Here is a 26,984-nt window from a genome sequence, read left to right on the forward strand (position 1 = left end):
TCTCCGGGACTATCGGGGGCTCCACGGCGGCCCGACTCGATGGCGCCACGAGCTACGAAATGGGGTCTGCTGCCCTCGGCGCCTGCGGTGAAGCGCAACAACAACACCTTCTCGAGAAGAGAAAGTACATCTCGAGGTCCGGGGTGAAGCGAGCCAGGACGTCTACTGGTGGAATCGACTGTTCGACAGTGCACAATTCTGGTCTGTCGGGAAAGCATGACTGGGGCACTGCGGAAGAGCGCCCAGTTCTCGTGACTGGGGCAGCTGGGCTGTGGATGAGCCACGGCTCTCCGTTCCCTGATGGCTTTCGGCCGGAGGGTCAGGCGCGGCTGAGTTCGAGGAGCTGTTCGGCGGCTTCGAGGGTGAAGGCGCCTTGGGTGAAGCCCAAGAACTGCCGCATCGGCATTGACTCGACCATCCGCAGCCCGTCCACACCCATCCCGTTCTGCTCCTCGCCGCCCATCGCTGAAGTCAAGCCGTCCAGGAGGATGCTGCCGACCACGGGGTGCGCGAACCACTCCGCCACCGCCGAGTCCAGGGACAGGACAGCGGCGCGAGGTTCCCCGGCCAACTCGACGGTCTCGTCGGCGACGATGCTTTCGACGGAGTTTCCAATGAGGATGCGGTACCGGCCGGGGGCGACGACCCAGTCGTGCGCGTCGATGTCCCAGTAGGCGAACGCCCGCCGGTTCAGGGCGAGGGTGACGGTGCGGGTCTCACCGGGGTTCAGGGTGATCTTGTCGAACCCGCGCAGCTCCCGCACCGGCCGGCGGACGGGGCCCTCCTCGGTGGCGACGTACAACTGGACGACGTGCGCTGCCCGCCGGGTTCCGGTGTTGGTGACGGTCACCCGGGCGGTGACATCGGCGGGGCCGGTGACCTCGGCGGTCAGGTCCTCGGTGTGGAAGGTGGTGTAGCTGAGGCCGTGTCCGAACGGGTACCGGACGGGCCGGTCGAGGGAGGTGAAGTGGCGGTAGCCGACCATGACGCCTTCACCGTACCGGGAGTGGCCTTGTTCGCCGGGGAAGGTGAGGTAGCTAGGGGTGTCTTTCAGCGTCAGCGGGATCGTCTCGGCCAGATGCCCGGACGGGGATACTACCCCGTAAAGGAGCTCGGCGATCGCGGAGCCGCCCGCTTGGCCCAGCAGTGTTGCGTCGAGGATCGCGTCGACGTCGTCGTGCCATCCTTCGAGCGACACGACACCCCCGTGGGAGAGGACGACGACAGTTTTCGTACCCGTCGCGGCGACCGCTTGGATGACGGCGACTTGGGCTTGGGGCAGGTCGATGGTGGTGCGGTCGAAACCTTCGGATTCGTCTTCGGCGGCGAGACCGACGAACACGATCGCGATGTCGCTGCCGTTGGCGGCCCGGACGGCGTCGTCGATCAGCGTAGAACCCTGATCGCTGCTGCTCAGACCGAATCCGGGCGCGTAGCTGACCTGCTGATTGGATCTGGATGCGAGAGCCGTGATGGAGTCGAGGGCGGTGTCGACGCGGGTGGGGGTGACGTGGGAGCTGCCGCCGCCCTGGTAGCGGGGGGTGACCGCGAATTCCCCGATCACCGCGATCCGCGCCGCTTGGTCCAGGGGAAGGGTGTCATTGGTGTTTCGGAGCAGCACCGCGCAGCCCAACGCGAGTTCCTTGGCCAGGGCGTGGCCGGCGTCGATGTCGATGCTGCCACTGGCGGGGCGCACGAACGCGCCGAGCTGGAGGACGCGCCGGACGGCGTCATCGACCACGGATTCGGGGATCCGCCCCGACGTGACCGCGTTGATGATGCGGTCGGCGCTGTCGATGGTTCCGGGCATCTCCAGGTCCAGTCCCGCGGCGAGGGCTGCGACGGGGTCGCTGACGGCGCCCCAGTCAGAGACGACCACCCCGTCAAAACCCCACTCGGTTTTCAGGATCTCGCTGATCAGGTGCGGGTTCGCGGAGGCGGGGACCCCGTTGACCTTGTTGTACGCGGTCATCACCATCGCGGGGTGGCTGGTGGTGACCACGGTTTCGAAGGCGGGGAGGTAGATCTCGCGGAGGGTGCGTTCGTCGATGTCGGAGCTGATCTGCATCCGGTCGGTCTCTTGGTTGTTCGCCGCGAAATGCTTCACCGCGGTGCCGATCCCGGTCGCTTCGACAGCGGCGGCGTAGCTGGCGCCGAGGGCACCGGAGAGGTGCGGGTCCTCGGAGAAGTACTCAAAGTTCCTCCCGCACAGGGGTGAGCGTTTGATGTTCACCCCCGGGCCGAGGAGCACGTTCACGCCGAGAGCTGCCGCTTCCTGTCCGAGGCGGGTTCCCATCCGGGCGGCGAGCTCCCGGTCCCAGCTTGCCCCGACGCCGACCGCGGGCGGGAAGCAGGTGGCGGGCAGGCTCGCGGTGACCCCGGTGTTGCTGCCAGACAGGTCGGGGGGCCGCACCCCGTGGGGTCCGTCGGCGAGGACCACGGCAGGAATGCTGTGCTCCGGGAGGTCTTGGGTGGACCACAGGTCACGGCCGGATAGTAGCGACGCCTTCTCGGCGAGGGTGAGGGTGGACGGGTCGACGGTCATGGCGTCTCCTTTGGCACGGATCGGCGGAGGTGTGGCCCGCCGGTCGTGTGGGCTGTGGGGGTGAGTGTGGGGGTCATCGGGTGGCCTGCGTGACGGTCACGGCGACGTCCCAGGGTCCGAGGGAGAGGGTGTCGCCGCGGTCGATAGGCGCGCCGGTGTGCAGGTCGGTCATCGGGAACGGTGCGTCGAGCTCGGCCGGGGTCCAGGACCAGTTCTGGATGACGTGCAAACGTTCCCCGGCCCGGTTGACGGCGCTGTGCACGCGGATGCTGGAGCCGGACGGGACCCACGGGTGCAGGTCGGCGCGCGCTGCGGCCCAGCGGAACAGTGCGTCCGCGAATTGCGGGTTCGGAAGGGTGCCGACCGTCGTGACCCGGCCCGCCCCGGCCGCGGTGGTGGTGACGGCGGCGTAGTCGCCGTGGAAGGGGTGCTCGTAGCGGGCGAGGACGTCCGCTCCGGCCGGGTGGTAGGACTCGATCCACTCCAGACCGGCCGCGTCGGCGGGCAGCACGAATTCCTCCGAGAGGCCGGTGACGGTCACCGGCTGGTCGATGTTGGAGTATTCGTCGTACCAGGCTCCGGCCGGGCCGTGCAGACGGGCGGGGGCGACCTCGAGGCGGGCACGCGCTTCGGTGTCGGCGTACCCGGTGCGCGGTCCGATGATGAGGTGGCCGCCGGCCTCGGCGTAGGCGGTCAACCAGTCCAGGATGCGGTCGTCGGCGGCGTAGTACGCGGCGGCCACGAAGATGGGGACAGCTGCTGCAGTCTGGACGGGGTCGTGCTCGAGCAGCTGGGAGGCGTGGAAGAGGCGGGTTTGCAGGCCCGCGTCGAAGACGCCTCGCTCGAACGCTTGCACGAACGGGGAATAGGAGTCAGCGCGGCCACCGTCACCGTCGGGCAGCGGGCCGAACCCGGCCAGAGCCCACTTACTCGGGTAGTCGTACAGCAACCCGACCTCCGCGTCCGGGGTCAACCCGACGATCCGGTCACCGAGCTGGCTGAGCTCTTCACCGATCGCGGCGATGTCGCGGTAGGTGCGGCCTGGCTGCTGGCTGTGTGGCAGGACACCTCCCCAGTAGGCTTCGGGACCGAAGTGCAGGGTGTGCCAGTGCCAGTACTCGATCATCTGGGCGCCGCGGCTGATCAGTGCCCACACGCTCTGCCGGCGCTGCCCCGGGTAGGCGGGGTTGTTCATCGCGGACAGCCCGATCGATCCGGCGCCGACCTCGGTGACGAGGAACGGTTCGTGGCGGGTGCCGAACATCCAATCCGCCGAGTGGTACAGCCCCCAGGTGCCCTGGGTCCACCAGGTCTGCGGGAGGATCTCGGTACTCGGCAACGCGAGAGCGTCCTGCGCTTTGAAATACGGGTTCCCGGCGGTGATCGTGAACAGCTCACCGACCGCGTCGTCTCGGAGGGTGGGCCTACCGTAGGACATGCAGGTGGTCACGAACCGGTCGCCGGCGTACTCGTCGACAATCGACGTCTGCCACGCCATGAACTCCGTCAGCAGGTCGGCTTGGAAGGTTTGCCAGGCGAGGGCGTACTGCGGCAACGAGTTCGCGTCGGGCCGCCACAAATCGCTCCAATCCGAAAGCCGGTGCGACCAGTAGGTCAGTCCCCATTCCCGGTTCAGGACGTCGACGGTGCCGTAGCGGTGGCGCAGGGAGTCGCGGAATCGTTCGAAGACCCCGTGATTATGCAGCACCCACGCGCCGGGTTCGTTATCGACCTGGAATCCGATGATCGCCGGGTGGGCGGCGTGGCGCGCGAGGATGGCACGAACGACCCGTTCAGCGTGGAAACGGAACGCGGCGTGCGAGACGTCGATCTCTTGCCGCAGCCCCCAGCCGAGCGGTTTCCCGGTCGCGATGTCGACGTTGATCTCCGGGTATCGGCGTTGCAGCCACGGCGGGATCGCGTAGGTGGGGGTGCCGAGGATCACCCCGATGCCGTATTCCTTGGCCATCTCCAGAACCGGCACGATCCACTCCAGGTCAAAGACGCCGTCTTCTGGCTCCCAGGTCGACCACACCGACTCGCCGATGCGGATGACGGTGAACCCCGCGGCTTTCATCTCGTCGAAGTCTTGGCGGAGCCGCTCGGTGGGCTGGTACTCGTGGTAGTAGGCCGCACCGAAAAGGACCTGGGTGAATTCGTGGGGCATCGTCTTCCTGGCTGTGATCGTGTCGTGTTGGGGTGGTGGGGCGGCGTCAGCGGACTTTTCGGATGAAGGTGAGTGTGATCGCGGCGGCGATGATCAGCACGAACGCCGTGATGAACGCCCCCTGATATCCGCCGGTGACGGTGACGACGATCGAGGTGATCACCGGGCCGAGCATCTGTCCGCCGGAGTTGGCCATGTTCAAGATCCCGAGGTCTTTGGCGGCGTGCTGCTTGTCCGGCAGCACTTCGATGTTCAGTGCCTGATCGACCGAGCCGAAAATCGCGTTGCCGAACGCGCTGATCGCGGCGGCGACGATCATCGCCCACGCAAACGGGGCGAAGAACGGGAAGATCGCTCCGATGGCGAGGATGATCGCCGCGCCGATCACGAACGGCTTCCGGCGACCGACCTTGTCGGACAGAGGGCCCGCGGCGAACCCGACGACCAGGGAGATAAGAAGCCCGATACTCCCCGCGATGGCGATGACCGATCCGGCACCCTGATCGTCCAGGCCGATGTAGTCCAGCAGGATGTAGAGCTGATAGTTGCTGAGCGAGTAGGCCCCGGCGATGACGAAGAACTTCCCGAACAAGGCCAGGTAGTAATCGCGGGCGCCTCGACGGGGGAACTTGAAGTTGCTGAGCAGCATGCGGGGGCTCAGGCGAGCACGCGGTTCGTCCTTGTTCGATTTCTCGGGCGCGATCACTGCGAAGACCAGTCCCGACAGTCCCACCGCGACGGCGAAGATCACGAGGCCCTGTCGGGGGTTGGAGATGAACATTGCTGCGGTGATGGAGGCGACGGTCGCGCCCACGGTGAGAGCCACCCCGTAGATGGCCGACACGGTTCCGCGGTATTTCGTGGTGACCCGGTCGGAGATGACGGCCACCATGGGGGCGATGATGGCGTTCAGAAGGAGCATGAACGCGCACCACCACACGATGAGCGCGACAACGGTGGTCGAGGTCGAGAAACCCCACAGGGCAAGGCCGGTGACGATGCCGCCGGCGACCATCCACGGGACGCGCTTTCCGAATCGTGACCGTGTCAGGTCCGACAGTGCCCCGAAGACGATGTTGGACAGCAGCGAGAGCAGGGCGCCGAGAAGGCCCATCGTGGCAACGAGACCGACCTTCTCGCCCGGCGCCACCTCCGCGACCAAGGCAGGCATCAGTACGGCGATGCTGGCGATGTACGGTCCGATCCACAGCGCACCACCGACGAACAGCCCGATGGCGACCCGCCAATTGAATCGGGACAGGGACACCGGGCCCACGGTCACGTTGCTGGTGGTGGCGTCCGTGACGGGTTCGCGCAGAGACGGGTCCGTCATCGCGGGATCGACCGGCGAAGAATCAGGTGGGGTGAGCGGAGGCAGGTTCGACATCGTTGTCCTTCAGAGTGAGCGGCGGGTGGTGAGGGGAGGTGAAACTACTGACGGCCGTGCCGAAGCTCAGAAAGCGTCGAGCTGTCGCAGGCGGGTTTCCCAGTTGTCGGCGAGGACGAGGGACAGGAACAGCTCGAGGTGTCGGGCGACGTCGAGGCCTGCCGGGGCGTTCAACCACTGGATCTCGATTCCCTGCCAGAGGGCCAGGAGCGAGCTGGCCGCGGTGTCGGGATCGACGCCCGGTCTCATCACCCCCGCGTCGGCAACCAGGCGGAACCAGGTGGCCAGGTCGGCGCGACGTCGTTCACCACGCTCACGGAAGTAGCTGTTGAGCGGGTGGTCGACGGCAGTGGCCTCCGCTTCCAGCACTGCGAACGTCCCCATCGAGCTGGGGTCGTTCGTGTTCGCGCGCGCGAGTTCAAGCATCGCGTCGGGCACGTCCGCGAGGCTCCGGACTGGATGTGCGGCAGAGAAGCCGCCCGTTTGCGGGTCGGCCTGCCCAAGCACGGCGAGGACGAGGGCCTCTTTCGAGGAGAAGTAGTGCATGATGCTCGACTGGTCGATCCCGGCGAGCACGCCGATCTTCCGCAACGACGCGCCACGGTAGCCATGCGCCTGAAGCGCCCTGCCCGCGGCATCAAGGATTGCCTTGCGAGTAATCGCCGACTTCCCGTACGGCCCACGACGACCCCCACGCCCGTCCAGTCGCGGAGCTGCAACGTCGGCAACCTGCGGTTCGACCGTGTCCATTCACGTCCCCAGACCTAGAAATCCATCAGCGGATGGAATTTAGTATCAGCTCTCTACGCTGAAAATTCAAGGCGTGTAGGAAATTTACTCGTGGCTGCCGACCACGCCCTTTCGCGTAGGCGTCAGGGCTCTACCGGATCACCCCAGGCGTGGAGAACCTGATGTGCCTCCGAGACGTTCCGGAAGCTGATGCCGGAAGGGCTGCGGGTGAGGGTCGCTTCCGGTGGCCTCGTGGGTCACCGTTGTTGCTGTTGGTGGGGGATGACGACTCGGTTGATGATCGTGACTCCGGCGGCAGCGATGGGGACGGCGACGAGGGCGCCGAGGATGCCTCCGAGGGCGGCGCCTCCGAGGGCGGCGACGATGACGAGTGCTCCGGGCATGGCCACCGCGTGTGCCATGACTCGCGGGGTGAGGATGTAGGCCTCTACTTGAAGGTAGGCGAACAGGATCGCGGCGACGATGATGGCGGGGATGAGCCCGGTGTCGAGGGTGATCAGGGCGGCGATGGAGGCGCCGATGACGGGACCGACGACGGGTATCAGGGCGCCGACGAACGCGATGAGGGCGAGGAGGGCCGGGGCCGGGCTTCCGGCGGCTGCGGTCACGATGAAGGTGACGATCGCGTTAAGGATGGCGAGAACGATCTGACCGCCGACGAATCTGCCGACCGAACCCAGGATGTCTTCGGCGAGGTCTTGCACTCGGGCACGGTGCCGGTACGCGACAAGTTGATACGCCTTGGCCTTGATGGCGGGCATGGTGATCGCGAAATACACCGTCAGCACGGTGACGATGATCACGCCGGTGACGGCATCGATGATTCCGGTGCCGATCTGCAACAGACCGCCGGTCACGTTCAGTAACTGGGTGGGATCGGAGATGAAGGCCAGTGCGCTGCGGGTGAGGTTGTTCAGATCGAGTGATCCGCCGAGGACGCCGGCCAGCCAGGTGAACCATTCCTGGTTGGGGATGGCGGTGACGAACGCGATCGCGTCTTCGGCCAGCGTTGCCACCTGGGCGGACACGGCGGGAACGATCACGGTGCCGACAAACGCGGCGGCGAAGAGCAGGACCAGCGCGAGAGCGACGACGGCGACCCACCTCGGCACCCCGCGTCGGAGAGCGGTTTGCAGAAGAGGTTCGACCGCGATGGCGAGGAAGAAAGCAATCCCGAGGTAGACCAGCACCGTGCCGAGAGCACCGATGCCGCCCAGGATCGCTGTCCCCACACCCACCCCAAGGGTCGCGACGAGGGCATACCGGAACGGGTGCGGGGGAAGCCCCCACGCGGGAGTACTTTCGGGCTGGCGACGTCGGTTGCGTGCCGAGCTTCGTGACTGAAGCCGTGCGGTGTTCATGAGGGCTCCTTCGGATGCTCCGACACACCGACGGTGCTCCCTGGCCCTGCCGCCGACTCAGGAGAGCGCGACGCCTGGCGCAGCTCGTCGATCAGTTCCCCATGCTCGGGGTTGACGAACAGGACCAAGACGCGGCCGTTTGTGCTCACAAAGTGACTGTCGGCGGCGATCGCGTCCACGAATTTCACGTCGGCGGCGGGGTTGCCGATGAGGACGCGGCGAATCGTCGCGATGGTTCGCTCGGTATTCATAGCCGCGGCCCGGTGGGTTAGTGGGCGGCGCCGAGTTCGACGAGGAGGACGCCACCGATGATCAGCGCGATGCCGAGCGCCATGACCCAGGTGAAGGGTTCTTTGAACAAGAACTTGCTGGCCACCGCGGTAAGGGCAACGCCCGAGGCGGCCCAGATGCCGTAGGCGACACCGATACCGAGACCAAGGGCGAGGACTTGGGTGAGGAAGAAAAACGCTCCGAGGTAGCCCACGACGACGACGATGTAGAACAGCTTCCGGCCGCCGGTCGCGATGCGCAGGGAGAGCGCGGCGCCAACTTCGAGGACGATGGCGAGGACGAGGAAGAGCCAGACCATCAGATGCTCGCCTCCTTCTTGCGCTGCGCCGCTTGCGATCCGAGCTCGACGGTGAGGACACCGCCGATGATCAGCACCAGGCCGAGGATCATCACGCCGGTGAGGGGCTGTCCGAAGATGAGTGCGGCCAGCAGTGCGGTCAACGCCACGCCCATCGCACCCCAGATCCCGTAGGCGACCCCGAGGGCCATTCCCTCGCGCAGAACGAGCGCGAGAAGAGTGAACGCGCCGACGTAGCCGACTGCTACGAGGACGTACCAGACCGGGTGGTCCTGCCCGGCTTGGAGGGCGAGGGAGCCGGCGACTTCACTGATGATCGCGCCGGCAAGGAGAAGCCATTTCTTCATAGTCAGTCCTTCAGGAGGTTGTGGGCGAAGACGCGGAGCTGGGCTCGCTCGTCAGGGGTCGGGGGGTAGAAGCTGGCGGCTTCGGCAAGCCATCCGCCGTCAGCGAGAAGGCGGGCTGCGAGTAGTCGGGTGCGTTCGGCGGGGTCCACGTCATCAGGCACGATCAGCCACGGTGCGAGACGCTCGGCCCAGCGCCGCGTGAGCGATCGCCGCAACTTCGGGTCGCTCATCGCCACCAGGTCGGTCTCATCGAAACCCCCGGACAGCGACCAGTCGAGGTACGCGCCGATGCGCGCGGACGCGACCGCCTCGGTTGGGGACGATCCCAACCGAGCGATCAGCGCCTCTTCCCACCGGTCCAGGACCGAGTCGACCAGGGCGAGCATGAGCGCTTCCTTCGTGGGGAAGTGATACATCACCCCCGGCTTCGTCAGCCCCACACTCCGCGCAACCGAATCCAAGGACACCGCCCGCCCCTCATCAAGTTGGGTGAATGCGGCCGTCAGGATTGCAGGCCGAGGATCTGTTCGCATCTCAGTAGGTTACCATCCGGAAGGTAACTACGCTGACAATATGCTGTGATCCAGAGAAGGAGGAGTCGTGAACGCACAGTGGCCTCACGGCAAGAACCGCGGTGTCGACTACTTGGTGACCGCCCTCGAAGCCCTCACCGCCCTCGCTGCGGCGGGTTATGTGATATCTGGCAACGTCGTCATGCTGGTTGTGTGGGAGGCGATCGCGGCCGGGTACCTCCTCGGGGGCCTCGCTCTGACGTGGTATCGCAGCGTGCGCGGCCAACAGGTGCCCCCACGGACGGGTGTACTGGACGCGCTGTCCTGGATCTTCCCGCTCGTGGCGAGCCTGGTGGGAGTGAACGCGGCTCTGCTGGCGATCACCGTCCGGGCTCCCGTCGACGGAACCCGGGCCGGCTACACGTTCACCGGGGTCGTGGCGGCCGTCGGCATCATCCTGTCGTGGCAGCTCCTGCACATCGGTTTCGCGCAGATCTACGAAAGCGTGCAGAACCTCCACCCCCGGCAACCGGGCCTGGAGTTCCCGCGCACCGATACGCCAGGCCTCGCTGACTACCTCTACTTCGCGTTCACCGTCGGCACCTCATTCGCGACCTCCGATGCGTCGGTAACCACGGTGCGCATGCGGTGGCTGGTTCTCCTGCACAGCGTCGTGAGCTTCTTCTACAACGCCCTCGTCGTCGCCGTGGCCATCCAGATCATCCAACAAATCGCCGGCGCCTAGCTTCAGCGCGGCCCTCAATTACGACGTCGCTGATGGCATGGGCGTAACGCGATCGAGTTGGAGGTGCGAGGGAGCGCTGAAGGACCCCACGGATCACAAGAGCACGTCGCGATCAAGGTAGCCGCGGGAGTATTCGTGCTTGTCCCGAAATGTCATCTGCGACGTCTTGCCCAGACTCAGCGCTGAGCCGTGTTACGGAGCACACGCCGACGTGGCGCTGCGACGGACTCCTGGTGGCTCTGGTTCACCCCGCCGCTGCGTCGAACTCTGCGCGGGCGGCTTTGATGGCGGGGAGGTGGGCGACGGCCCATGCGGCGAGGGCTTCGGCAGGGTCGATGAGGGTGCGGCCGGTGGGGGTGAGGCTGTACTCGACACGGGGTGGGACTTCGGGGTGCACAGTGCGGGAGACCAGTCCGTCGCGGGCGAGGTGCTTCAGGGTGAGGGTGAGCATCCGTTGGGACACCCCGGGGATGTGCCGTTGGAGCTCGCTGAATCGGAGGGTTCCTGCCCGGAGTGTCGAGATGATCAGCAGCGACCACTTGTCTCCCACGCGATCCATCAGGTCGCGGATCGCCCGCCCCTCGTCCGTTTGAAGGCACCGGTCCTCGTAGCCCGTGAGCGGTGTCGGTGGCTCGATCTCGGCGGTGTCTGGCATGGTGCGTTCCGTTCTGGGTAGGTACATGAATGTGCCTTTTGTAACCTCCCACCTGACCACTCATGATGGGGCTACGAACAGATAGTAACCATCCCGTTGTCTTTCATCGAGCGGCGGAGAACTCGAGGAGACTCATATGATCATTGCGTTGTGGATCGTGAACGCGATCCTCGCCCTCATCTTCCTGGCAGTCGGCCTGATGAAACTCGCCCGACCACGCACAGCTCTCGCCGCGTCCGGGATGGCATGGACCGCGGACTCAACCGACGCCGCCGTGAAAGGCATCGGCGCGATCGAGATCCTTGGCGCGATCGGCCTGATCGTCCCCCTGGCAACCGGGATCGCACCGGTCCTGACACCTCTGGCCGCGGCCGGCCTGGCTGTCGTGATGATCGGCGCCGTCATCGTCCACATCCGCCGGAAGGAGAGCGCAGTCGTCCCGCTCATCCTCGGGATCCTCGCCATCGTCTCCACCGTGCTCGGCTTCCTCACCCTCTAACCCACCCCTCACAAGGAGCATCAGCATGCCCACCATCGCCATCATCGGAGCGGGCCCCGGACTCGGCCTCGCCCTCGCGAAGAAGTTCGGCCAGAACGGCTACAACGCCGCCCTCATCGCCCGAAACCCCGACACGCTCGACACCCTCGTCAACGACCTGAGCTCTCACGGCATCAACGTGGCACGGTTCGTCGCCGACACCAGCGACCAGGCCGCACTCACCGCCGCTCTGACCGCCGCCCGCACCCACTTCGGCAGCATCGACGTGCTCGAGTTCTCCCCCCACTCCGGCGGACCCGGATCGATGACCAGCCCCACCGACGTCACGGCTGAGAACCTCCGTCCCGTCCTCGAAACCCTCCTGCTTGGTGCGGTCACCGCGGTGCAGACGGTCCTGCCCGGGATGGTCGACGCCGGCCACGGGACGATCCTGTTCACCGCTGGCAGCGGATCGATCAACCCCGTCCCGTTCTTCGGCACGCTGAACACCGCCCAGGCAGCAACCAGGAACTGGGCACTGAACCTGCACAACCAGCTCGCCGGCTCCGGCGTCTACGTCGCCCACATCGCGATCGGTGTGTCCATCGGAGACGCCGCCCCCGCGGAGGGCTACCCGTTCAAGACACCCGACGAGATCGCCGCCGCCTTCTGGGACCTCCACCAGGAACGCAGCACCGCCGAACTCGTCATCTCCTAACCACCCACCACTGCGGGGTGACCCACCCAGGCGCGGGTCACGGGTCACCCGCGACACCACTGACCGCCGGAACTCCCGGCTACAGGAGACTCACTCATGCCCACCATCGCCATCGTCGGGGTCGGCCCGAGCCTGGGCTTCTCGATCGCGAAAGTGTTCGGAAGCCAGGGCTTCACCGTCGCCCTCATCTCCCGCAACAAGACCAAACTCGACCACCTCGTGGGTGAGCTCGCGGACCTGGGTATCGCCGCGGCCGCGTTCCCCGCCGACGTCTCGCGTCGTACACGAAGGGATCTCAGGGGACGCCGGTCGAACCAAAGGTGATCGTGGTCAGCTCCGGGGCCGAAGAGAAGCGGCACCCGGCCGGAGCGGAGGAAATTGTCACATTCACCATCACGCAACCGAGGAAGGAATCATCGCCCCGAGGGGCGGAATGAGTACCTGCTCGAACGGCCGGGTGCCGCGGTCCCAGTGTACCGCGCGGGTCTCTCAGGGCGCGGGGGCGGTGCCTCCGATGAGGTCGTGGGCAACCTGGTCGAGCAGCTCCGGTGTGAGCGGGGCGCGCCGTCCCGCGTGCTTGATCGCGGTGATCGTCGCGGTGACTGCGGCGTGAGCTTCCGGCGTCGCGGGCACGGTCGACTGCGCGCGTCGGATCCTTGCGCTGAGGTCGAGGATCGCGGCCTCGTCGCGCTCGGTGTTCGCGTAGCCGGCGGCGAGCTCAAGGGAGCGCTGCAGCAGCCGGAAGTCAGCTGGTGTGAGGGTGTTCATCGCAGAGGGCTCCGGGTCGAGGTCGGTGCGGTGATATGGGCGAAGAGGCGGTCGACTTCTTGCTGGTCGAGGGTCTCGCTGGGAGTGGGTCTGGCGTCGTAGAAGTGATGCCGGATCGTGCGGCCGCGGTCGTCGATGATGCCGGGGCCTTCGCCCTCGGTGGGCGGGAGTGTGGCGGTCACCGTTACGGTCAGCTCACGCGCTGTGAGTCGTTCTCGGATGAGGATCCGATCGCCGCGGCGCATCTGTGGCCACGCGGCGTAGGTGGGGTCGATCATGCGGCGGTTCTCCTCGCGGTCTGGCGGCGCCGGCGTTCGGCTGCGCGAGCGGCGTCGGGGCAGGTTGTCCCGTCCGCGTCTCCTGGGCACTTGCTGCGATCGTGGCAGCCGTAGGAGTAGCCGGTGGCCGTCCCGTGGGTGATCTTTCGCGCGTTGCGTTGCCGCCGGCGGTAGTCGCGGTAGTAGCGCCGATGCGCCTCGGTGCAGGTTGGGTCGCCGGATCCGTGGTTGGGGCAGTCCTCGATGCGCTTGCATCCGCGGTTGAACCCGTGGGCGGTGCCGTGCTTGATCTGTGTCCGCGGCATCGGGCGTTTGCCGGTGGGTGCAGGAGCCACTGCGGGCGGGGGCGTCTCCGTGTTCGTGGCGGGCTGTTGAGGTCTGCGGCTGAGCCTGCGCGCACGCTTGGGGATGGGTTCGTTGCGAGGACGTCGACCGAGGGCCCAGTCTGAGCCGGCCGCGGCGTGGGCGGCGACGCAGGTCATGAGCGTGGGATGGCCGTGGTTGGCGCACCCGCCCTTGCTGCGGCATCCGAGGTCGTAGCCTTGTGGGCTGCCGTGGATGATGGTGCGGGCGATGTCGTCGGGGATCATGGGGTCACTCGAAGGTGGGCTCGATCAGCAGGTCCAGCGCGTCCGCGAGCTCGCGGAGGCGGTAGGCGCGGCGTCCGGCGATGACGTGTCCGAACAGGTTCACGAAGTGCAGCTCGCGGGTGTTGGTGTTGGCGATCGCCACGGTGTGGATGTCGTGCGCGTCGATGTACTGCCAGCTGATGATGTAGCTGGGGCCGTCGACGTGCGCCTGCGCCCAGCGGAGGATCAGTGCGCCGAGGGGGCCGTCTGCGGAGGCGCGCGGCGCGAAGGGGTCGGCCGGCACGATCGCGTCGACGCCGCGGATCCCGGTTGTCGATCGGAGGATCTCGTAGTCGTCGAGGGCGACGTCGTCGAACAGGTCTGTGTAGCGGGTGCCGGTGTCGTCGGTGATGGTGACGCTGCGGAGGGTGCTCATGAGTGCTCCTGGCGCTTAGGCGCTGCAGCTGGTCAGTTGAGTGGCCAGCGCCGATCGGTCGGTGGTGTTGATGGTGAGTTGGTAGGTCGCGAGGATCTCGATGAAGCGCGCGGCGTAGGTGCAGGCGTAGGACGTGTCGGGCGGCATCCAGTCGCCGGGACCGCGGTCGCTCTTGGACTGGTTGGTGGGGCCGTCTGTCGCCTGCAGGTTCAGTGGGTCGTTGGCGAAGGTCTCGCGCTGCTCGATGCTCCAGGTGTCGGCGCCCTGCCTCCATGCCCAGGCGAGGGGCACGATGTGGTCGATCTGGACGAACTCGCTGGTGGCCTGTCCCCGCTGGAAGACGATGGTGCTCCCGGTGTACGGGTCGTGGAGGGTGCCGGTGAGCACCACGCATTCGTGGGTTCCCGGCTTGGTGGTGGTGTCGGTGAGGTCGCGGGCGAGGACGTCGTTGCGCTGATCGCAGCCGTTGCGGTCGATGTCGGCCCAGCGCTGGCCGAAGTCGTCGCGCTCGTAGGTGTCCTGGTTCGCTGGCTCGGCGGGGGCGAGTGCCTCGAGGAGATCCATTGCAGCTGCGGCATCAGGCGAGAGTTGCTGCGCCGGGGTCTCGGTGGTGACTGCGATCGCTGGCGCCGGCGTGACGTCCTCGGGCGTCTGCGGGAGGGTGGGCAGAACGACCGCGGCGACGATCGCGGCGGCTATGGCCGTGAGGGTGGCGCCGAGGGTGCGGCGAGTTCGGGTGCGCATTGAGTGGTCCTCCGGGAAGTCTTCTGCTGGGTATAGGCCGCGGGGAGCGGTGTTCGCGGACAGATGCCGGGGTGGACCCAAGATCCGGCCCACCCCGGTCCTCCGTCACGCGGCCGCGTCGTCTTCGTCTCCCAGCAGTGCGTCGGCGATCGTGTTCACCGCGCGCAGGACGTTGCCGGCGGTGCTGCGGATGAGGTCGACGTCGGCGTTGGACCAGCCGGCGACGTAGCCGATCGACCACGAGCTCGTGTCCAGCCCGAGGAGCGCGCCGGCGGCGTAGGCGGTGGACTCGGCCTCCGTTTCGATCAGGCCGCGGTGCTCGCGGGTGGCGCCATCCTCGAAGTGCAGCAGCGCGTGGCCGATCTCGTGGAGGAGGGTCTTGACGCGCATTGCCGGCGACATCTTGGCGTCGACGCGGATCTGGCGGGTAGCGCCATCGGTGTAGCCGTTGAGGCCGTCCTGCTCGATGTCCTCGAGCGCGACATCCCATCCCCGAGCGGTGATGAACTGCTCGAGCTGGTCGAAGAGGCCGTCGACGTCGTCACCCTCGAGGTAGGTGGCGGGCTGCTGGGGCAGCGGGTCGCCATCGGTGTCGCGGACGTCGAAGACCGACAGCACCGGGTAGATGACACGGCTGCTGGTGGTCTCCTCGCCGGTGGTCTCGTCCTTCTCTACGATCCGCTTGGTGGAGTAGCCGAAGATCTTGATCGACTTCGCGCCCTTCACGACGTGACGGCCCAGGGCCTCCCACTGCCGGTAGCCGAGGCAGTGCGTGCCGCCCTGGGCGAGGATGAGCATCTGGTTGGAGAACGACCGCCGGCGGACGGTGCCGGCGAAGCGCAGCCACGCCTTCCAGTTCTCGCTCTCCGCCAGCGTGGCGACCTGCGCGGTGAGCTGCTCGTGCAGCGCCTCGGCTTGCGCGCGGCGCTCCTCGGGTGTGCGGCGTGCGGGGCGACGGGTCTTGGTGGTGGTCATGTGGTCCTCCCTCGATTGCGACTGACAGTGAATGTGACATTCACAATCATATGCCAGGGGGCGGACGTCGTCAACTGCTCGTCGTCGTCGTCGTCGACGGCGGCTTGCGCGCGGTTCGGTCGAGCTGACTGCGGCGAGCTTGTTAGGTGAGGGCGCTCGGGACGCGCACGCACTTCTGTTGCGCGTAGGGCCGATCGCTTATGGGCGCCCATCCGTCTTCGCCACGGCGTTTCAATCGGAGCTCACCGCTCGAGGACTCGCCGGTGACCATGTGGGGGCCGGCGTTGGTCCAGCAGTTCTGCGCGCGGGTTTCGCACCACAGCGCGAGCCGGGCATCGCGTGGCAGGCATGAGCGGTGGGTCCACCACGCCCGCTTCTCGCCGTAGGGCCCGAACTGGTGCCCTTCACTGTGGGCGAGAGCATCGTGAACGGCTCGGAACACGTCGTTGGCGATCATCCTCGATCGCTCGCCCGTGGGGAGGGTGACCGGGATCTGGGTGGCCATGGGGTGATCGGGGGGAAGGGCGCCCTCGGTGTTCTGTGAGACGTCGGTGCGGAAGTAGAACAGGTGCTTGTTCTCGCGGAGATCTCGGAGCATCGCCGCGGAGTCGGCGTAAGGCTGTTCGCTCTCGCCGTGCCAGGGCTCGAAGCGGTAGCCGGCTTCGGTGAGCATGTCCCACTGGGCAGCGATGTGGTGCCGGAACGACCGGTAGGAGCGGGCGACCCGCGGGTGGGCCGGCTCGTGGGGTGCGACGTCGTAGGCGCGTGCGGCCGCGATGTCGTCCATGTCTGTCAGGTGAGGGATGCCGCGTCGACGAGGGAGTCCCTGAGCATCGGCGTACCGCTCGCGGAGGGACTGGATCTCCTTGATCGGCGTGTGCCGCAGATAGCGCTCATCCCCCTCGACGAACGTGACGTGCGCCTGAGCGAAGCTGGGGTCGACGCCGAGCCGGGAGGCGATCGCGTTCACTGCTGCCGGTGGCAGCGGGTACGAGGCCGGCTCTGCGATCTCGAGCTTGCCGTCGTAGAGTCTGCCGCCGGAGGCGCCGGCGTCTCGGAGGATGTCGAGCGTGTGCTGCACCCGGTCTTGCTCGTCGAGGCCGACCGGGAATGAGTAGACCCGGTCGGGGCCGTCCTGGTCGAAGTAGCCCGCCATGACACTGTCCTGGTTGTATCGGCCAGCGATCTCGCCCGCCCATGCCGTGATCTGCTCGAAACTCTCTGCGTGGACGACGTAGGCGCCGGCGGGCTCTGACTCGCCCTCCCAAAGGCCATCGGCACGGTCGGCTTCCGAGATCTCGATCCCATGCCGCTCAGCTGACGCGCGCAGCGTCTCGTCGTACTCGATCCACTCATCGGTGTCGTAGTAGCTGGGACGCGAGCTCATCCGCATCAGCTCGCCCGACTCCGGTCGGAAAGGTGTGGCGCCGATGAACGCGCGAACCTGATCGGCTGCGGCCGCGGCACGTTGGTCCGCTCGCCGGCGCCGCTGTCCGTCTGCCGTCGACGAGGGGCAACGTCGCCCACCGTGGTCGATGTCGTCACACATAGCGCCTCCGTGATCTCTGCTGGGTATAGGCCGAGCGGAGAGGGCTTCGCGGACAACGAGAACGGGCCCCAGCGTGATCGCCGGAGCCCGTTGTGGATGGGTCAGTGTGTCGATGCGCGACCGGTCACGGGATGAACTCGCTCGGGGTCGGCAGCGGGAGATCCGGGTAGCGGATCTCGTTCGTGCGGTCCTCGATGTAGGCCGCGTAGTGGTCGGCGAAGTCCTGCGCACTCGCGCGGCTGAGGCCGGAGCTCTTCGCGTAGGAAAACGCCTCATGCCAGGGGTCGAGCTTGGGGCTGGCTGGCGGTGCCGGCGGCTGGACCGGCACCGCGGCCTCGGATCCCTTGCCGGTCAGGAGCGCAGCGATGGGAGCCACGACCGAATTGGCGGCGGGGCCGATGGTTCGGCGCAGGCTAGGCATCGTCATCACCGCCGGTCGACGGGTTGGTGATGATGAAGCCCGTGCCGGCGTCGGGCTGCTCCTGGTGCAGGCCGACGATCGTGTCGTCGGGGGAGGCCTGATCCTGCAAGGTGAGCTCGAGCAGTTCGCGGTACTCGTCCGGCGTGAGTGCCTGTACTGCAGCGCGGTCGGTGACATCGACGTCTTTGCCGTTGATGTGGAAGATGTTCGCCATGTCGGTCTCTCCTGCTGCGCGCTGCGGGATGGTCAGGTTCCCATCCTGATGCGGCGCGGCGGCGGACTCAGTCAATGTCGAGCTCGACACTGTCGGCCTCGAGGTCGGGGATGGTCTGGGCGGGGTGGCTGAACGTGGCAGCGGCGGCGTGGACGGTGACGTGATCGCCCCGGTGCGTCGTCAGCCGGAGCAGCTCGGCGAGGGCGCCGTTGGCGTGGACGTTGTACGGGCCGGTGTCAGTGTCGACGCGGAAACCGACTCGTGCTCGGCGGTCGGTGAGCCGGCGGACGAGGGTGAGCGGTGTGCGGACGGTTCCTGTGATGGTGACCGCGGTGCCCGTGGGGGCGGCGGTCTGGGTGATGGTCATGGCGTTTCTCCTCAATCAATTAGTGAATGTGACATTCACTGACTATACGCCTGCGCGCCCGGTAGGGGAACCCCGTGCCTGACGTTGCTGCAGGCCTTTCTTGCTGGGTATAGGCCGGGTTTGAGGGTGTTCGCGGACATCGGAGTTGCGGAGGTCGGGTGGTCAGTCGTCGACGTTGTCCTCGGGTTCGTTGCACGCGCCGCTGTTGATGGCGTCGACACCGGCTTTGGTGAGCACCCATCCTGGTTCGATCCAGGAGTAGCGCTCGATCAGTCCGCGCCGGCGGAGGGATTGGATGGTGCCGCCGGGGATCCCCAGGCCTGCCGTGTCGAGGTAGCTCGCGCCGCCGGAGGGGGATCGACCATCGGCGATCATCCGCATGGTGACCCGTTGCGACCAGTTCAGACGCCGGGCGTTCTGTCGGCGCTTGAGCTCGGTGTTGGCGCACTGGGTGGCGTCGGCCTCGGTGGCGTGGCGGTGGGCGCAGCGCCACACCCGCTCGCCGGACTGGTGGGTGCCTTTGTCGGTGACGTGGTCGATGACGCCGCGCAGTGCGCCTCCGGGGCGCCCGGGGGTCCATGACGACCAGCTGGCGGTCAGCATGCGATCGCCGCCGTCAGCTCGGGGGAGAGGATGCCGGCCTGCTGGTCTGCGCGCACGGCTGCGCTGCAGTCCTTGCAGGTCACGTCTGCGACGGCCGTGGCTGCCGACGTCGCTTTGCGTCCGCAGTAGCCGCGTGATCCTGTGATGCCCGCCAGGCAGATCCGGGCGGTAGCTTCCTGCGTCATTGGCGGGGCCCGTCCGCGCAGCTCGAGCAGAGGTCGGCGGCACCCTCGTCGTTGGCCCACCAACAGCCGCCGAAGCATGCTCGCTCGTCGGTGCACCCGCAGACGTGACAGGTGCGCACGAGATCGAGGAGAACCTGGTCGATTCCGCCCTGGGCGCCGAGCTCCGTGCCGAGGGCTGTGACCCGGGAGATCACGTCCTCGGGTGCGTTGCTGGGGACTTGAATCGTGACGGTGACGGTAGGGGTGGTGCGGTCGTTCATGGTGGCCTTCCTGATGTCGGTGTCAGGCGGAGCGTTCGAGCTTCGGGGCTGCGGTGAGCGGCTCCAGCGCGAGGAGCCGCTGCGCCTTCTCCGCTTCGATCTCACGAGGCAGCTCCCCCTTGCGAGCACCTGAGCGGCCGTAGAGGAGGATCTTCACGCCGGTCTTGGAAACCTGCGCCTGGTCGGCGATCTCGAGGACGGCCATGCCGGATGCCATGAGCTGACGGACGTGCTGTCGGATCGGTTCGGCGGACACGCGCGGGGCCTGCGGCGCGACGCCGGACTCCCGGCGCCGGCGTCGCTCCTCGGCCAGTGAAGCGTCGGCGCACGAGGTCTCCGCAGGGCACTGGTCGCGGTCCTTGCAGCCGAGCTGATAGCCGTAAGCGGTGCCATGGTGCTGACGGGGGATCGGGGCGGTGGCCCGCTTCGCCATCCATTCGCGGTGGTAGGTGCGTCCCGCTTCGATGCACTCGGGTCGATCGCATCCGCGCGCGCGGCAGGCGTTGGTGCCGTGCGGCTGCAGCTGTCGAGGCGTGGTGGAGGTCCGCGGCCGCGGCGTTGTCTGGCGGCGCGGCTTAGTCGGCGGGGAAGGGCGCTGCTCGTCGTGTGCCGCGAGCTCGGCGGCTGCTGCTGCATGTCGCTGGGTGGCCTGCAGCAGGGCTTGCTCGATCACGCCGCCGAGGGACAGGCCGGCTCCCGTGGCGATCGTCGCCGCCTCGAGCTGCTCGGTGATGAGGGCGAGCGCCTCCCGCAGCCGGCGGCGCTCGATCTGCCAGCGGGCGAGCTCGTCGCTGCGCTGCTCGAGCGCCCGTTGATACTCGTCGACGTCTCGGCCGGGTGCTGGCTTGCGCTTCGCTCGTGGAGTGGGTGGCGCCTTCCGGGAGGGGGTGCGCTTGGCCGGAGTATCCGCTGCGCGCCGTGCTTCGCGGGCGGCTGCGCGGTCTCCTTGACGGGCATTCGCGCGTTCGGCCGCGTCGCGCTCGAGGATCTCGGCGAGGGGCACGCCGGCGTCGATCAGACGGGCGAATGAGTAGTCGCCGGAGTACCGGGAGTGGACGGTGCGGCACGGGATGACTGCGGGGCATGCTGCGCTGCGGCATCCCTGCCTGTACCCGTCCGGGGTGCCATGGGGGAAGCTGTCGTCGAGCAGGTCGAGAGTGGACATGGCGAACCCCTCAGTAGCGGAGGATGCGCGCGGTCACGAGAGTCATCAGCGCGGCTCTCTGGCTGTTGTTGAGCCGTGAGAAGTGTTTGCCGAGGATGTCGATTGCGCTCTCGAAGTCATCCGGGAGCCCGTCGAGATCACGCTTCACGCGGCGCTCGTTCGCGTCGCGCTGGTACTCGGCGCGATCGCGGGTGCGCCACTCCGAGATCTCTGCGGTGTCCTGCCAGCTGCCGGTGAGTCTGGGCCCGTGAGCGCCGCGGACGAACAGCGATTCAGGCTCGTCAGCGGGTCGGGTGATGGTGACGATCGCGCCGACCGGCACTGACAGGTATGGCTTGTAGGAGCCGATCTCTCTCTCTTCGAGAACGCCGTTGACGAGGGGACGGTACCAGTGGGCGAGCTTGCCGTTGCCCGCCTGCTTGCGTCCGATGTAGACGACTTCCTCGTCGACGATCTGCGCAGCGTCGCTCATGGTGTCCTCCGCGATAGGTGATCAGTAGTGAATGTGACATTCACTGACGTTACGCGGTGGCTCGCTCGAGCGCAAGCGTGTGGGTGTGGATCTCGGCGATGGGGAGTGGGCGCGGGCCCGGAACGGCGAGAGGTCTCGAGGGGCGCTCGAGCGGGCCTTCGAGCTCGAAGCCGCAGACGCCGCAGCTGTAGAGCCCGACGTCGGGGATGTCGTCGGAGGGGATGTACATGATCTCCGGCTCTTCGCACATGAGGCAGCGCATGGTGGACCTTCCTATTGGTGTTCGTGGAGGGGTTTGACGACGGCGGTGTAGTGGGGGTTGTTGCCCCAGGAGGTCGCGATCCGCTTGGCTCTGTCGGGGTCGTCGCCGACATAGGGGCGGTAGCTCTTCCCGGACGCCGTGTGGGTGATGACGACCTGGATGACGTCGCTGTTGTCGCGCACGGTGAGCGCGTCGACGGTGAGCGGGTGGCGCCAGACGCGGCCGCGGATGATGAAGTGGGGATGCAGCCCTCGCGCCTTCTCGGGAGTGCGCAGGGCGTCGTGCGCCCAGAGGGCGATCGGGATCTCGCCGGGAGCGCTGAACCCCATGAGTCGGCTGGGCTGGTCAAGCCCAGAGTGGACGAGGTACAGATTCCCCACGAGGATCGGCGCCGGCAGTCGCGGGTCGCTCGTGGTCGGAGTGAGGTAGATCGTGAGCAGCGTGCGTCCGGCCATGGTGTTCCTGTTCATGCGGTGCGGCGCAGGCCGGCGGCGATGATGTGCGCCTTGGTGGGGCGTGAGTAGAAGCCGAAGCTGTCGTCGTCGTCGCTGGCGGAAACGGTGGCGGTGAACTCGACAACGTCGCCGCGGCCGGCGGTTGAGATCTCGGACGGGCGGCTGCCCCAGACGCGCCAGCCCGGGCCCTGGACGAGCATCTTGACCGTGATGCCCCACTGGCTGTCGAGGGTCTTCGTCGCGAGGATCTCGCCCCGGATGATCGTGCGTCCCGTGGGGACGGGGCGACGGGCTGCCTTCTCCTGCTCGAGCTGCTCGAGCAGGGCATGCGCTTCGGTGACCTCGGCGTCGTCCAGGGTGCCGGTGTAGTCCTCGAGGCTGTCCAGCAGCTGGCCGATCCGCAGCCGCAGCGGGTTGCCGTCGCGGACGGACAGATGCGCCTCGGTGAGCTGGTCGCGCAGGCCTGGGTGAGCGAGCTCGAAGTCGGCACGCCGCGCGGCGAGGGCCTGCATGGTGTTGGCGTGCTCGGCGCGTGCCTTCGCGTGAGAGCGAGCGGTGGCGCGTGCGCTGCTGACGAGGCGACTGTGGACGCCGGACCCTTTGCATGCGAAGCAGTACGGCCGGCCCTCGCCGTCTGTGATGTAGGTGGGCGCCGTGTAGATTCCGGTGCCTCCGCACGCGCCGCAGGTCTCCTGGATGCGCTCGTTCCCCTTGCGGCCGGGGTAGGGCTCGACGTAGAAGTCGTGCCAGTCTGCGGTCGGCTGCGTCGTGGGGGTGGTGTCCATGGTTGCCTCCGGTGGTCTCTGCTGGGTATAGGCCGCAGCTGGTGCGCTTCGCGGACAGGATGTGCGGAGGCGGCGATGTCACGGCGCCGCCTCCGCTGGCGCCGACCGGTATGGGCGGGCGTCGGTCGACGCCGTAGCCGCGGGATGCCACGAACGCTGTGAGCGCTCGTCAGGCTGCGAAGTGGGCTCTGTCCCGCGGAGGGGAACGGCGCTGAGCGGTTCCCCTAGTCGGTGAGTCTGTGGTGGGCGTCTCCTCGGTGTTGGTCCGATAGTGAATGTGACATTCACAAAGATACAGTCACCCCGTGCCACCGTCAAGCGGAAGTTCCGGCGTAGCCTCAACTGCGATTCCGATCGGCGATGTGCCTGTCCGCGAACGGTTCCGATGCCGGCCTATACCTGCAGTCGGGCCACAGCGGCTCGCAGAAGAGGAGGACTCCATGCCGAGCCGTGAAGACGTCGATGACGTCCTGCAGCGTGTTGGGTTGGTGGCGATCTCGTACTACCCGGAGATCCACGTCGACGAGCCGGATTACTCGGTCGGCAACGATGCGGACTGGTGTCTTGAGCCGCTGACAGATCTCTCCGCCGAGCAGCGCCGAGAGCTGCATGAGGCGATCGGGCTGGCGATCACGAATCCCACCGCTCATCGGTACGCGCTGTTTCAGCGACTGCTAGATCTGGCGCCTGCGGATTCCTGATGGCCGGGGGCGTCGACGACTCGTCGACGCGAGCGAACGGTGCGGGCTCGTCCGACCCGCACGCGGCTTGGCTACGCGCTGGGAAGGCGCGACAGGCAGCTAAGGCCGTCGACGAGGATGCTGCAGCGCGTGACCGCGCTGAGAAGGATCGGGCCTACAAGGCTCAGTACCGCGAGCAGAATCGCGAGCGGATCCGGGCGTACAAGGCCGACTACGACGCGAAGAACCGCGACGAGATCCGGAGGAAGAACCGCGAGTACATGCGCGCCCGGTCACAGCGGATGCGCGAGCTGAAAGAGCGGCGGGAGCGTGATCGCGAGCGTGTCAGGCGGTGGACGACTGCCCATCCGGAGCAGAAACGGGCATCCATACAGCGGTGGAGGGAATCGCACCCGGAGAAGACCGCGGAGTACTCGAGGCGCTACTACGAGCGCAACCGTGAAGCTGTGCTCGAGCGCAGCCGGCGGCGCCGCGACGCGGAGCCCGAGAAGGTGGCGGCGGCGGCGCGGGACTGGCAGCAGCGCAACCGGGCGCACCTAAGCGAATGGCAGCGCGCACATCGTGCAGAGAACCGCGATGCCTACGAGCGGACGCTGCGATCGAATCGTGAGGCAAAGATGCTGCAGCGCCGGCTCAAGGCAGCGGGTCTTCCGCCGCGGAAGCTGCAGCGGACGGCGGCGAGGGAGCGGCGCGCCAATGAGGGTGCCGCGCGCGACTTCTTCGAGAGACGGCGAGCTGCGGCTGCGCGGAAGCGTCTGCGGGAGGAGTATCAGCCGCTCGATCAGAGCGCGCTCGAGGAGTGGCGGCAGCGGTCACCGTTGGCGCGGCGCCGGTCGATCGACCTGGCCCGGTTCAAGAGCCGCCTGCAGCTGGCCGTGCACCGTATCGACGTCATCCAGGAGGAAACCCGGATGGACTCGATCGCGCATCAGCTGCGCGGCAGGGGACCGCTCGACGTCGACGCAGAGCTGAGACAGCGCGTCTTCGAGGTCGCGGGCGGACGGGAGTTCCTCGCGGCCGGCGGCGACCGCCACACTGCGGCGATGTTGCTCGAGGAGACCGTGGAAGGTCTGGCCGCGCCGGCGGTCGCACCGACCGGCGCGGGAATGATCTGGGTGCCCGAACACACTCGGCGGGGCCGGGAGATCGCCGGGCACTGGCGCCGGCGCCCCGGAGGGTGACGTGCGGTGGGCGCCCCTCCGTCCGGGCGCCCACCGTGTCTCAGCTGGCTGCGAGTGCGAAGCTGCGCGCGCGCCAGCGGGGGATCTTCACGCGCATCCCGTGGTGGTCGGGGAGTCGCAGCACGTCGCGCTCGACGATCTCGAAGACGGTCTCCGTTGTGGTTTGCAGCCCGCCCGAGAAAGTGAAGTCCTCGGCGAAGCGGATGCGATCGCCGCGGCGCACGCGGGGCTTGGCCTCCGCGAGCTCGAGGTTCCCCCAGCAGCGAGCGCGCCATTCCTGTGCGTGCTCGTGGGTGGTGGGGGTGAGTGCCTCGAGCACGCGGTGGGGCGCGTGCGAGGCGCCCGGGCCCATGGTCTCGTCCATGTCCTTGTACGTGAAGTTGTAGTGGCTGCGAGGGGCGGTGGAGTACAGCGCCACGAAGGCGAAGACCTCGCCGGCGTGCGGGTGGCCGTCGTTGTAGCGCACGGCCGCGTAGAACTCGTATGGCCAGTCATAGCTTCCGGCGAGGTAGTCCGGGTCGCGACGGGTTCCGCTGGCGATGATGGTGGCGTTGGTGAAGTAGTCGGCGAAGTAGTCGCGGACGCTGACGCCGGCCTGCTTGTGAGTGGATGTGGCACCCATGGTGTCCTCCTCAATTGCTAGTGAATGTGACATTCACAGAATACGACGGGCCACCGACATCTACGACGATGGAGCCGCATCATTGCGTGAAGTAGTGCTATCTTCGTGATCAGTGAAGATGCAACATCATGCGTCTAAGAAGGGTGAATGATGATCGTGGTGAATCTGCGGAAGTCGTACCGCGAAGTTCTCTCCGGCGTGCGCGACATGGAGGATGCGACGCTGGGCTGGTGGGCGGACGTCAACGATGACGCGATCGCACGCTACGGCGACGTCGTCGTGGGGGTCTACAACGACCAGGTCGTCTCGGTCTATGACGTCACCGGGCATGAGCGTCGCGAGGATGGACGAGTGTTCTTCGAGGCGGAGGAGTCCGTCGAGTTCGCCTCGCTGCTGCACCAGAAGAGTCCTGTGAAGCCGTGGGTGAGGGGTCAGGCTCGGCCGATCCAGTACATCGAGACCGATCTGGTTCGCCATGGTGACGCTCCCGTGGAGAAACTCGACGACGGTTACCGTCGCGCGGTCGTCGCCAACTACGTGCTCACCGTCGACGCCGATGGGATCGCGACGATCGAGCCGCCGGAGGGTGGCGTTGTGATTGTCACGGCCGCGGGGCGGAACGGGGCGCTGCCCACGGTCCTGCCGCGTAGGGCGTGAGTCGATGACCACGACGCAGCACATCGGCGCCGCGGGGGAGCTGCTGGTGCAGTACCGGCTCGTGAAGCGCGGCATAGACACCGCACGGCTGACGACGGATTCCGGTGTGGATCTCGTGGCCTACGCGCCGGGCTCCGCGAGCGCGGTGACGATCCAGGTCAAGACGCAGACCGCGCCCTCGCCCTCGGGCGGGAAGGGTGCCCTGTCGGTCGGATTCTTCTTCCCGGATGATCTGCGCGCGCAGCTGCTGGCGGTCACGCTGCTCTCGTCGGATGCCGTCTGGCTGTTCACCCGTGAGGAGGCGCGCGAGCTTGCTCAACAGCACAACGCCCGTGGGGTGCGGCAGCTGTACTGGTACATGGAGGAGCGTCCAGGCCGGGGTGCGGCGGCGGCGCCGCGGCACGCGGGGGACATGGAGCCATACCTGCTCGAGCGGCGCGTGGGCGACCTGTTCGGCGTGCCGGCGATCGCGCCGGCTGGGGCCGTCGCTTCGGCTGAGGTCCGCTGATGGTTGATCGTGCGCTGGCGTTGCCGGCGTCATGGGATCGAGCCTCGCTCGAGGCGGTCGGGTTCGAGGGCTTCGTGTCCTTCGGGGATCTCGCGAGCGCGGGCGTGCCGCGTGAGGCGGGGATCTACGTCGTGCTGCGCACGGCGACCACGACGCCGGAGCTGCTCGAGCTGACGCGAGCTCGAGCGGGATCTGCCTACCCGTTAGATGACCTGATTGGGCGGTGGGTGGCGGGGACTCCAGTGGTGTACATCGGCAAGGCTGAGGCGAAGGTGGGTGGGCTGCGGAAGCGGTTGGGCCAGTTCGCCCGGAAGGGTTCGAGCCATCAGGGAGGTCGTTCGATCTGGCAGCTGGCCGATCAGGACGAGCTGCTCGTGGCCTGGGCGTTGACGCCCGGCGAGTCCGCTGAGGACGTCGAGATCCGTTACCGGGCAGCATTCGCGGACGTCTACGGTCAGTGGCCGTTCGCGAACCGGAAGCGTTGAGCCCCTCGGGGATGCGGCGAGCGCCGCGAGGGTGCCGACTGGCCGGCACCCTCGCGGCCTACGGCGGC

Annotated in this window: 38 protein-coding genes; 9 read left to right on the plus strand and 29 right to left on the minus strand. The window is 67.3% G+C overall.

The annotated features are described in order from the left end of the window. Nucleotides 1-319 precede the first annotated feature (319 nt). The 9 genes from E0W80_RS17210 to E0W80_RS17250 form a co-directional block, all read right to left on the minus strand. On the minus strand, nt 320-2,545 hold the full coding sequence (locus E0W80_RS17210; protein ID WP_131494282.1) for a glycoside hydrolase family 3 C-terminal domain-containing protein: 2,226 nt from the start codon (nt 2,543-2,545) through the stop codon (nt 320-322). Between the two features lie 73 nt (nt 2,546-2,618). Then, complete coding sequence (locus E0W80_RS17215) at nt 2,619-4,712, minus strand: beta-galactosidase (protein WP_131494284.1); 2,094 nt, start codon at nt 4,710-4,712, stop codon at nt 2,619-2,621. A 46-nt stretch (nt 4,713-4,758) separates the two neighbouring features. After that, entirely contained in the window at nt 4,759-6,045 is a 1,287-nt protein-coding gene (locus tag E0W80_RS17220) for an MFS transporter (RefSeq protein ID WP_165875504.1), read from the minus strand. Between the two features lie 120 nt (nt 6,046-6,165). Beyond that, complete coding sequence (locus tag E0W80_RS17225) at nt 6,166-6,849, minus strand: TetR/AcrR family transcriptional regulator (protein WP_131494288.1); 684 nt, start codon at nt 6,847-6,849, stop codon at nt 6,166-6,168. Between the two features lie 236 nt (nt 6,850-7,085). Then, on the minus strand, nt 7,086-8,210 hold the full coding sequence (locus E0W80_RS17230) for an AI-2E family transporter (RefSeq protein WP_082914382.1): 1,125 nt from the start codon (nt 8,208-8,210) through the stop codon (nt 7,086-7,088). Further along, nucleotides 8,207-8,461, minus strand: coding sequence for a hypothetical protein (locus E0W80_RS17235; RefSeq protein WP_067119774.1), 255 nt, complete (start codon nt 8,459-8,461; stop codon nt 8,207-8,209). Before E0W80_RS17235 ends, E0W80_RS17230 begins: the two co-directional genes overlap by 4 nt. Nucleotides 8,462-8,478: 17 nt before the next feature. Beyond that, nucleotides 8,479-8,799 carry an SMR family transporter gene (locus E0W80_RS17240; RefSeq protein ID WP_067119772.1) on the minus strand — a complete coding sequence of 107 codons (321 nt, stop codon included), beginning with the start codon at nt 8,797-8,799 and terminating at the stop codon, nt 8,479-8,481. Beyond that, on the minus strand, nt 8,799-9,146 hold the full coding sequence (locus E0W80_RS17245) for an SMR family transporter (protein WP_067119769.1): 348 nt from the start codon (nt 9,144-9,146) through the stop codon (nt 8,799-8,801). The genes E0W80_RS17240 and E0W80_RS17245 overlap by 1 nt, the downstream gene beginning before the upstream one ends. A 2-nt stretch (nt 9,147-9,148) precedes the next feature. Further along, nucleotides 9,149-9,679: a TetR family transcriptional regulator gene (locus tag E0W80_RS17250; RefSeq protein ID WP_067119766.1), complete on the minus strand. Its 531-nt coding sequence runs from the start codon at nt 9,677-9,679 to the stop codon at nt 9,149-9,151. Between the two features lie 67 nt (nt 9,680-9,746). Here E0W80_RS17250 and E0W80_RS17255 point away from each other — a divergent pair, with 67 nt between their 5' ends. Then, complete coding sequence (locus E0W80_RS17255) at nt 9,747-10,403, plus strand: DUF1345 domain-containing protein (protein WP_067119763.1); 657 nt, start codon at nt 9,747-9,749, stop codon at nt 10,401-10,403. A gap of 244 nt (nt 10,404-10,647) precedes the next feature. On the opposite strand, the gene E0W80_RS17260 is transcribed toward E0W80_RS17255, so the two are convergent. Beyond that, a complete protein-coding gene (locus E0W80_RS17260; RefSeq protein WP_067119760.1) occupies nt 10,648-11,058 on the minus strand; it encodes a helix-turn-helix domain-containing protein in 411 nt (136 codons plus the stop codon). A gap of 136 nt (nt 11,059-11,194) precedes the next feature. Here E0W80_RS17260 and E0W80_RS17265 point away from each other — a divergent pair, with 136 nt between their 5' ends. From E0W80_RS17265 to E0W80_RS17275, 3 genes are all read left to right on the plus strand, one after another. Then, nucleotides 11,195-11,557: a DoxX family protein gene (locus E0W80_RS17265; RefSeq protein ID WP_067119757.1), complete on the plus strand. Its 363-nt coding sequence runs from the start codon at nt 11,195-11,197 to the stop codon at nt 11,555-11,557. 25 nt (nt 11,558-11,582) lie between these two features. Then, nucleotides 11,583-12,254, plus strand: coding sequence for an SDR family NAD(P)-dependent oxidoreductase (locus tag E0W80_RS17270; RefSeq protein ID WP_067119754.1), 672 nt, complete (start codon nt 11,583-11,585; stop codon nt 12,252-12,254). A 96-nt stretch (nt 12,255-12,350) separates the two neighbouring features. Further along, the gene (locus tag E0W80_RS17275; RefSeq protein WP_067119751.1) at nt 12,351-12,578 is read left to right on the plus strand and encodes an SDR family NAD(P)-dependent oxidoreductase; all 228 of its coding nucleotides are present in this window, start codon (nt 12,351-12,353) and stop codon (nt 12,576-12,578) included. A 165-nt stretch (nt 12,579-12,743) separates the two neighbouring features. Here E0W80_RS17275 and E0W80_RS17280 read toward each other — a convergent pair whose 3' ends face one another. The 18 genes from E0W80_RS17280 to E0W80_RS17365 all read right to left on the minus strand — a co-directional run bounded on the left by E0W80_RS17280 (nt 12,744) and on the right by E0W80_RS17365 (nt 22,762). Beyond that, nucleotides 12,744-13,022 carry a hypothetical protein gene (locus tag E0W80_RS17280; protein WP_067119748.1) on the minus strand — a complete coding sequence of 93 codons (279 nt, stop codon included), beginning with the start codon at nt 13,020-13,022 and terminating at the stop codon, nt 12,744-12,746. Further along, nucleotides 13,019-13,300, minus strand: a complete 282-nt coding sequence (locus tag E0W80_RS17285) for a hypothetical protein (protein WP_067119744.1) — start codon at nt 13,298-13,300, stop codon at nt 13,019-13,021. Before E0W80_RS17285 ends, E0W80_RS17280 begins: the two co-directional genes overlap by 4 nt. Further along, nucleotides 13,297-13,890, minus strand: coding sequence for a hypothetical protein (locus E0W80_RS17290; protein ID WP_131494290.1), 594 nt, complete (start codon nt 13,888-13,890; stop codon nt 13,297-13,299). Before E0W80_RS17290 ends, E0W80_RS17285 begins: the two co-directional genes overlap by 4 nt. A gap of 4 nt (nt 13,891-13,894) precedes the next feature. After that, the gene (locus tag E0W80_RS17295; protein WP_067119741.1) at nt 13,895-14,305 is read right to left on the minus strand and encodes a hypothetical protein; all 411 of its coding nucleotides are present in this window, start codon (nt 14,303-14,305) and stop codon (nt 13,895-13,897) included. 15 nt (nt 14,306-14,320) lie between these two features. Further along, nucleotides 14,321-15,049, minus strand: a complete 729-nt coding sequence (locus tag E0W80_RS17300) for an HNH endonuclease family protein (protein WP_067119739.1) — start codon at nt 15,047-15,049, stop codon at nt 14,321-14,323. A gap of 105 nt (nt 15,050-15,154) precedes the next feature. After that, a complete protein-coding gene (locus E0W80_RS17305) occupies nt 15,155-16,024 on the minus strand; it encodes an ArdC-like ssDNA-binding domain-containing protein (protein ID WP_067119736.1) in 870 nt (289 codons plus the stop codon). Between the two features lie 142 nt (nt 16,025-16,166). Beyond that, nucleotides 16,167-17,573 carry a hypothetical protein gene (locus E0W80_RS17310; protein WP_067119732.1) on the minus strand — a complete coding sequence of 469 codons (1,407 nt, stop codon included), beginning with the start codon at nt 17,571-17,573 and terminating at the stop codon, nt 16,167-16,169. Between the two features lie 124 nt (nt 17,574-17,697). Then, on the minus strand, nt 17,698-18,000 hold the full coding sequence (locus tag E0W80_RS17315; protein WP_205802388.1) for a hypothetical protein: 303 nt from the start codon (nt 17,998-18,000) through the stop codon (nt 17,698-17,700). Beyond that, the gene (locus E0W80_RS17320) at nt 17,987-18,208 is read right to left on the minus strand and encodes a hypothetical protein (RefSeq protein WP_067119726.1); all 222 of its coding nucleotides are present in this window, start codon (nt 18,206-18,208) and stop codon (nt 17,987-17,989) included. The genes E0W80_RS17315 and E0W80_RS17320 overlap by 14 nt, the downstream gene beginning before the upstream one ends. 67 nt (nt 18,209-18,275) lie before the next feature. After that, a complete protein-coding gene (locus tag E0W80_RS17325) occupies nt 18,276-18,575 on the minus strand; it encodes a hypothetical protein (protein ID WP_067119724.1) in 300 nt (99 codons plus the stop codon). A 162-nt stretch (nt 18,576-18,737) separates the two neighbouring features. Next, complete coding sequence (locus tag E0W80_RS17330) at nt 18,738-19,178, minus strand: hypothetical protein (RefSeq protein ID WP_067119721.1); 441 nt, start codon at nt 19,176-19,178, stop codon at nt 18,738-18,740. Continuing rightward, nucleotides 19,172-19,363, minus strand: coding sequence for a hypothetical protein (locus E0W80_RS17335; protein WP_067119719.1), 192 nt, complete (start codon nt 19,361-19,363; stop codon nt 19,172-19,174). The genes E0W80_RS17330 and E0W80_RS17335 overlap by 7 nt, the downstream gene beginning before the upstream one ends. Then, nucleotides 19,360-19,623, minus strand: a complete 264-nt coding sequence (locus tag E0W80_RS17340; RefSeq protein WP_067119717.1) for a hypothetical protein — start codon at nt 19,621-19,623, stop codon at nt 19,360-19,362. Before E0W80_RS17340 ends, E0W80_RS17335 begins: the two co-directional genes overlap by 4 nt. A 22-nt stretch (nt 19,624-19,645) precedes the next feature. Further along, nucleotides 19,646-20,788 (minus strand): hypothetical protein, encoded by a 1,143-nt coding sequence (locus tag E0W80_RS17345; protein WP_067119715.1) that lies wholly within the window; start codon nt 20,786-20,788, stop codon nt 19,646-19,648. A gap of 10 nt (nt 20,789-20,798) precedes the next feature. Further along, nucleotides 20,799-21,260 carry a hypothetical protein gene (locus tag E0W80_RS17350; RefSeq protein WP_067119713.1) on the minus strand — a complete coding sequence of 154 codons (462 nt, stop codon included), beginning with the start codon at nt 21,258-21,260 and terminating at the stop codon, nt 20,799-20,801. 49 nt (nt 21,261-21,309) lie between these two features. Next, the gene (locus E0W80_RS17355) at nt 21,310-21,522 is read right to left on the minus strand and encodes a hypothetical protein (RefSeq protein WP_131494292.1); all 213 of its coding nucleotides are present in this window, start codon (nt 21,520-21,522) and stop codon (nt 21,310-21,312) included. Between the two features lie 11 nt (nt 21,523-21,533). Beyond that, nucleotides 21,534-21,977 (minus strand): hypothetical protein, encoded by a 444-nt coding sequence (locus tag E0W80_RS17360; RefSeq protein ID WP_067119709.1) that lies wholly within the window; start codon nt 21,975-21,977, stop codon nt 21,534-21,536. A gap of 11 nt (nt 21,978-21,988) precedes the next feature. Beyond that, nucleotides 21,989-22,762 carry a hypothetical protein gene (locus tag E0W80_RS17365; RefSeq protein WP_067119707.1) on the minus strand — a complete coding sequence of 258 codons (774 nt, stop codon included), beginning with the start codon at nt 22,760-22,762 and terminating at the stop codon, nt 21,989-21,991. A gap of 440 nt (nt 22,763-23,202) precedes the next feature. Here E0W80_RS17365 and E0W80_RS17370 point away from each other — a divergent pair, with 440 nt between their 5' ends. Further along, nucleotides 23,203-23,463: a hypothetical protein gene (locus E0W80_RS17370; protein WP_067121491.1), complete on the plus strand. Its 261-nt coding sequence runs from the start codon at nt 23,203-23,205 to the stop codon at nt 23,461-23,463. Continuing rightward, nucleotides 23,463-24,644: a hypothetical protein gene (locus E0W80_RS17375; protein WP_067121489.1), complete on the plus strand. Its 1,182-nt coding sequence runs from the start codon at nt 23,463-23,465 to the stop codon at nt 24,642-24,644. Before E0W80_RS17370 ends, E0W80_RS17375 begins: the two co-directional genes overlap by 1 nt. Before the next feature lie 40 nt (nt 24,645-24,684). On the opposite strand, the gene E0W80_RS17380 is transcribed toward E0W80_RS17375, so the two are convergent. Next, on the minus strand, nt 24,685-25,266 hold the full coding sequence (locus tag E0W80_RS17380; RefSeq protein WP_067121487.1) for a hypothetical protein: 582 nt from the start codon (nt 25,264-25,266) through the stop codon (nt 24,685-24,687). Nucleotides 25,267-25,413: 147 nt separating this feature from the next. Here E0W80_RS17380 and E0W80_RS17385 point away from each other — a divergent pair, with 147 nt between their 5' ends. From E0W80_RS17385 to E0W80_RS17395, 3 genes are read left to right on the plus strand one after another with little or no spacing between them, the layout of a single operon-like run. Further along, nucleotides 25,414-25,923, plus strand: a complete 510-nt coding sequence (locus tag E0W80_RS17385) for a hypothetical protein (protein WP_067121485.1) — start codon at nt 25,414-25,416, stop codon at nt 25,921-25,923. Nucleotides 25,924-25,927: 4 nt separating this feature from the next. After that, the gene (locus tag E0W80_RS17390) at nt 25,928-26,431 is read left to right on the plus strand and encodes a hypothetical protein (RefSeq protein WP_067121483.1); all 504 of its coding nucleotides are present in this window, start codon (nt 25,928-25,930) and stop codon (nt 26,429-26,431) included. Beyond that, nucleotides 26,431-26,916: a hypothetical protein gene (locus E0W80_RS17395; protein WP_067121481.1), complete on the plus strand. Its 486-nt coding sequence runs from the start codon at nt 26,431-26,433 to the stop codon at nt 26,914-26,916. Before E0W80_RS17390 ends, E0W80_RS17395 begins: the two co-directional genes overlap by 1 nt. Nucleotides 26,917-26,984 lie beyond the last annotated feature (68 nt).

This window comes from Microbacterium sp. PI-1 (assembly GCF_004337555.1).
In the GTDB taxonomy this organism is placed as follows: Bacteria; Actinomycetota; Actinomycetes; order Actinomycetales; family Microbacteriaceae; genus Microbacterium; species Microbacterium aurugineum.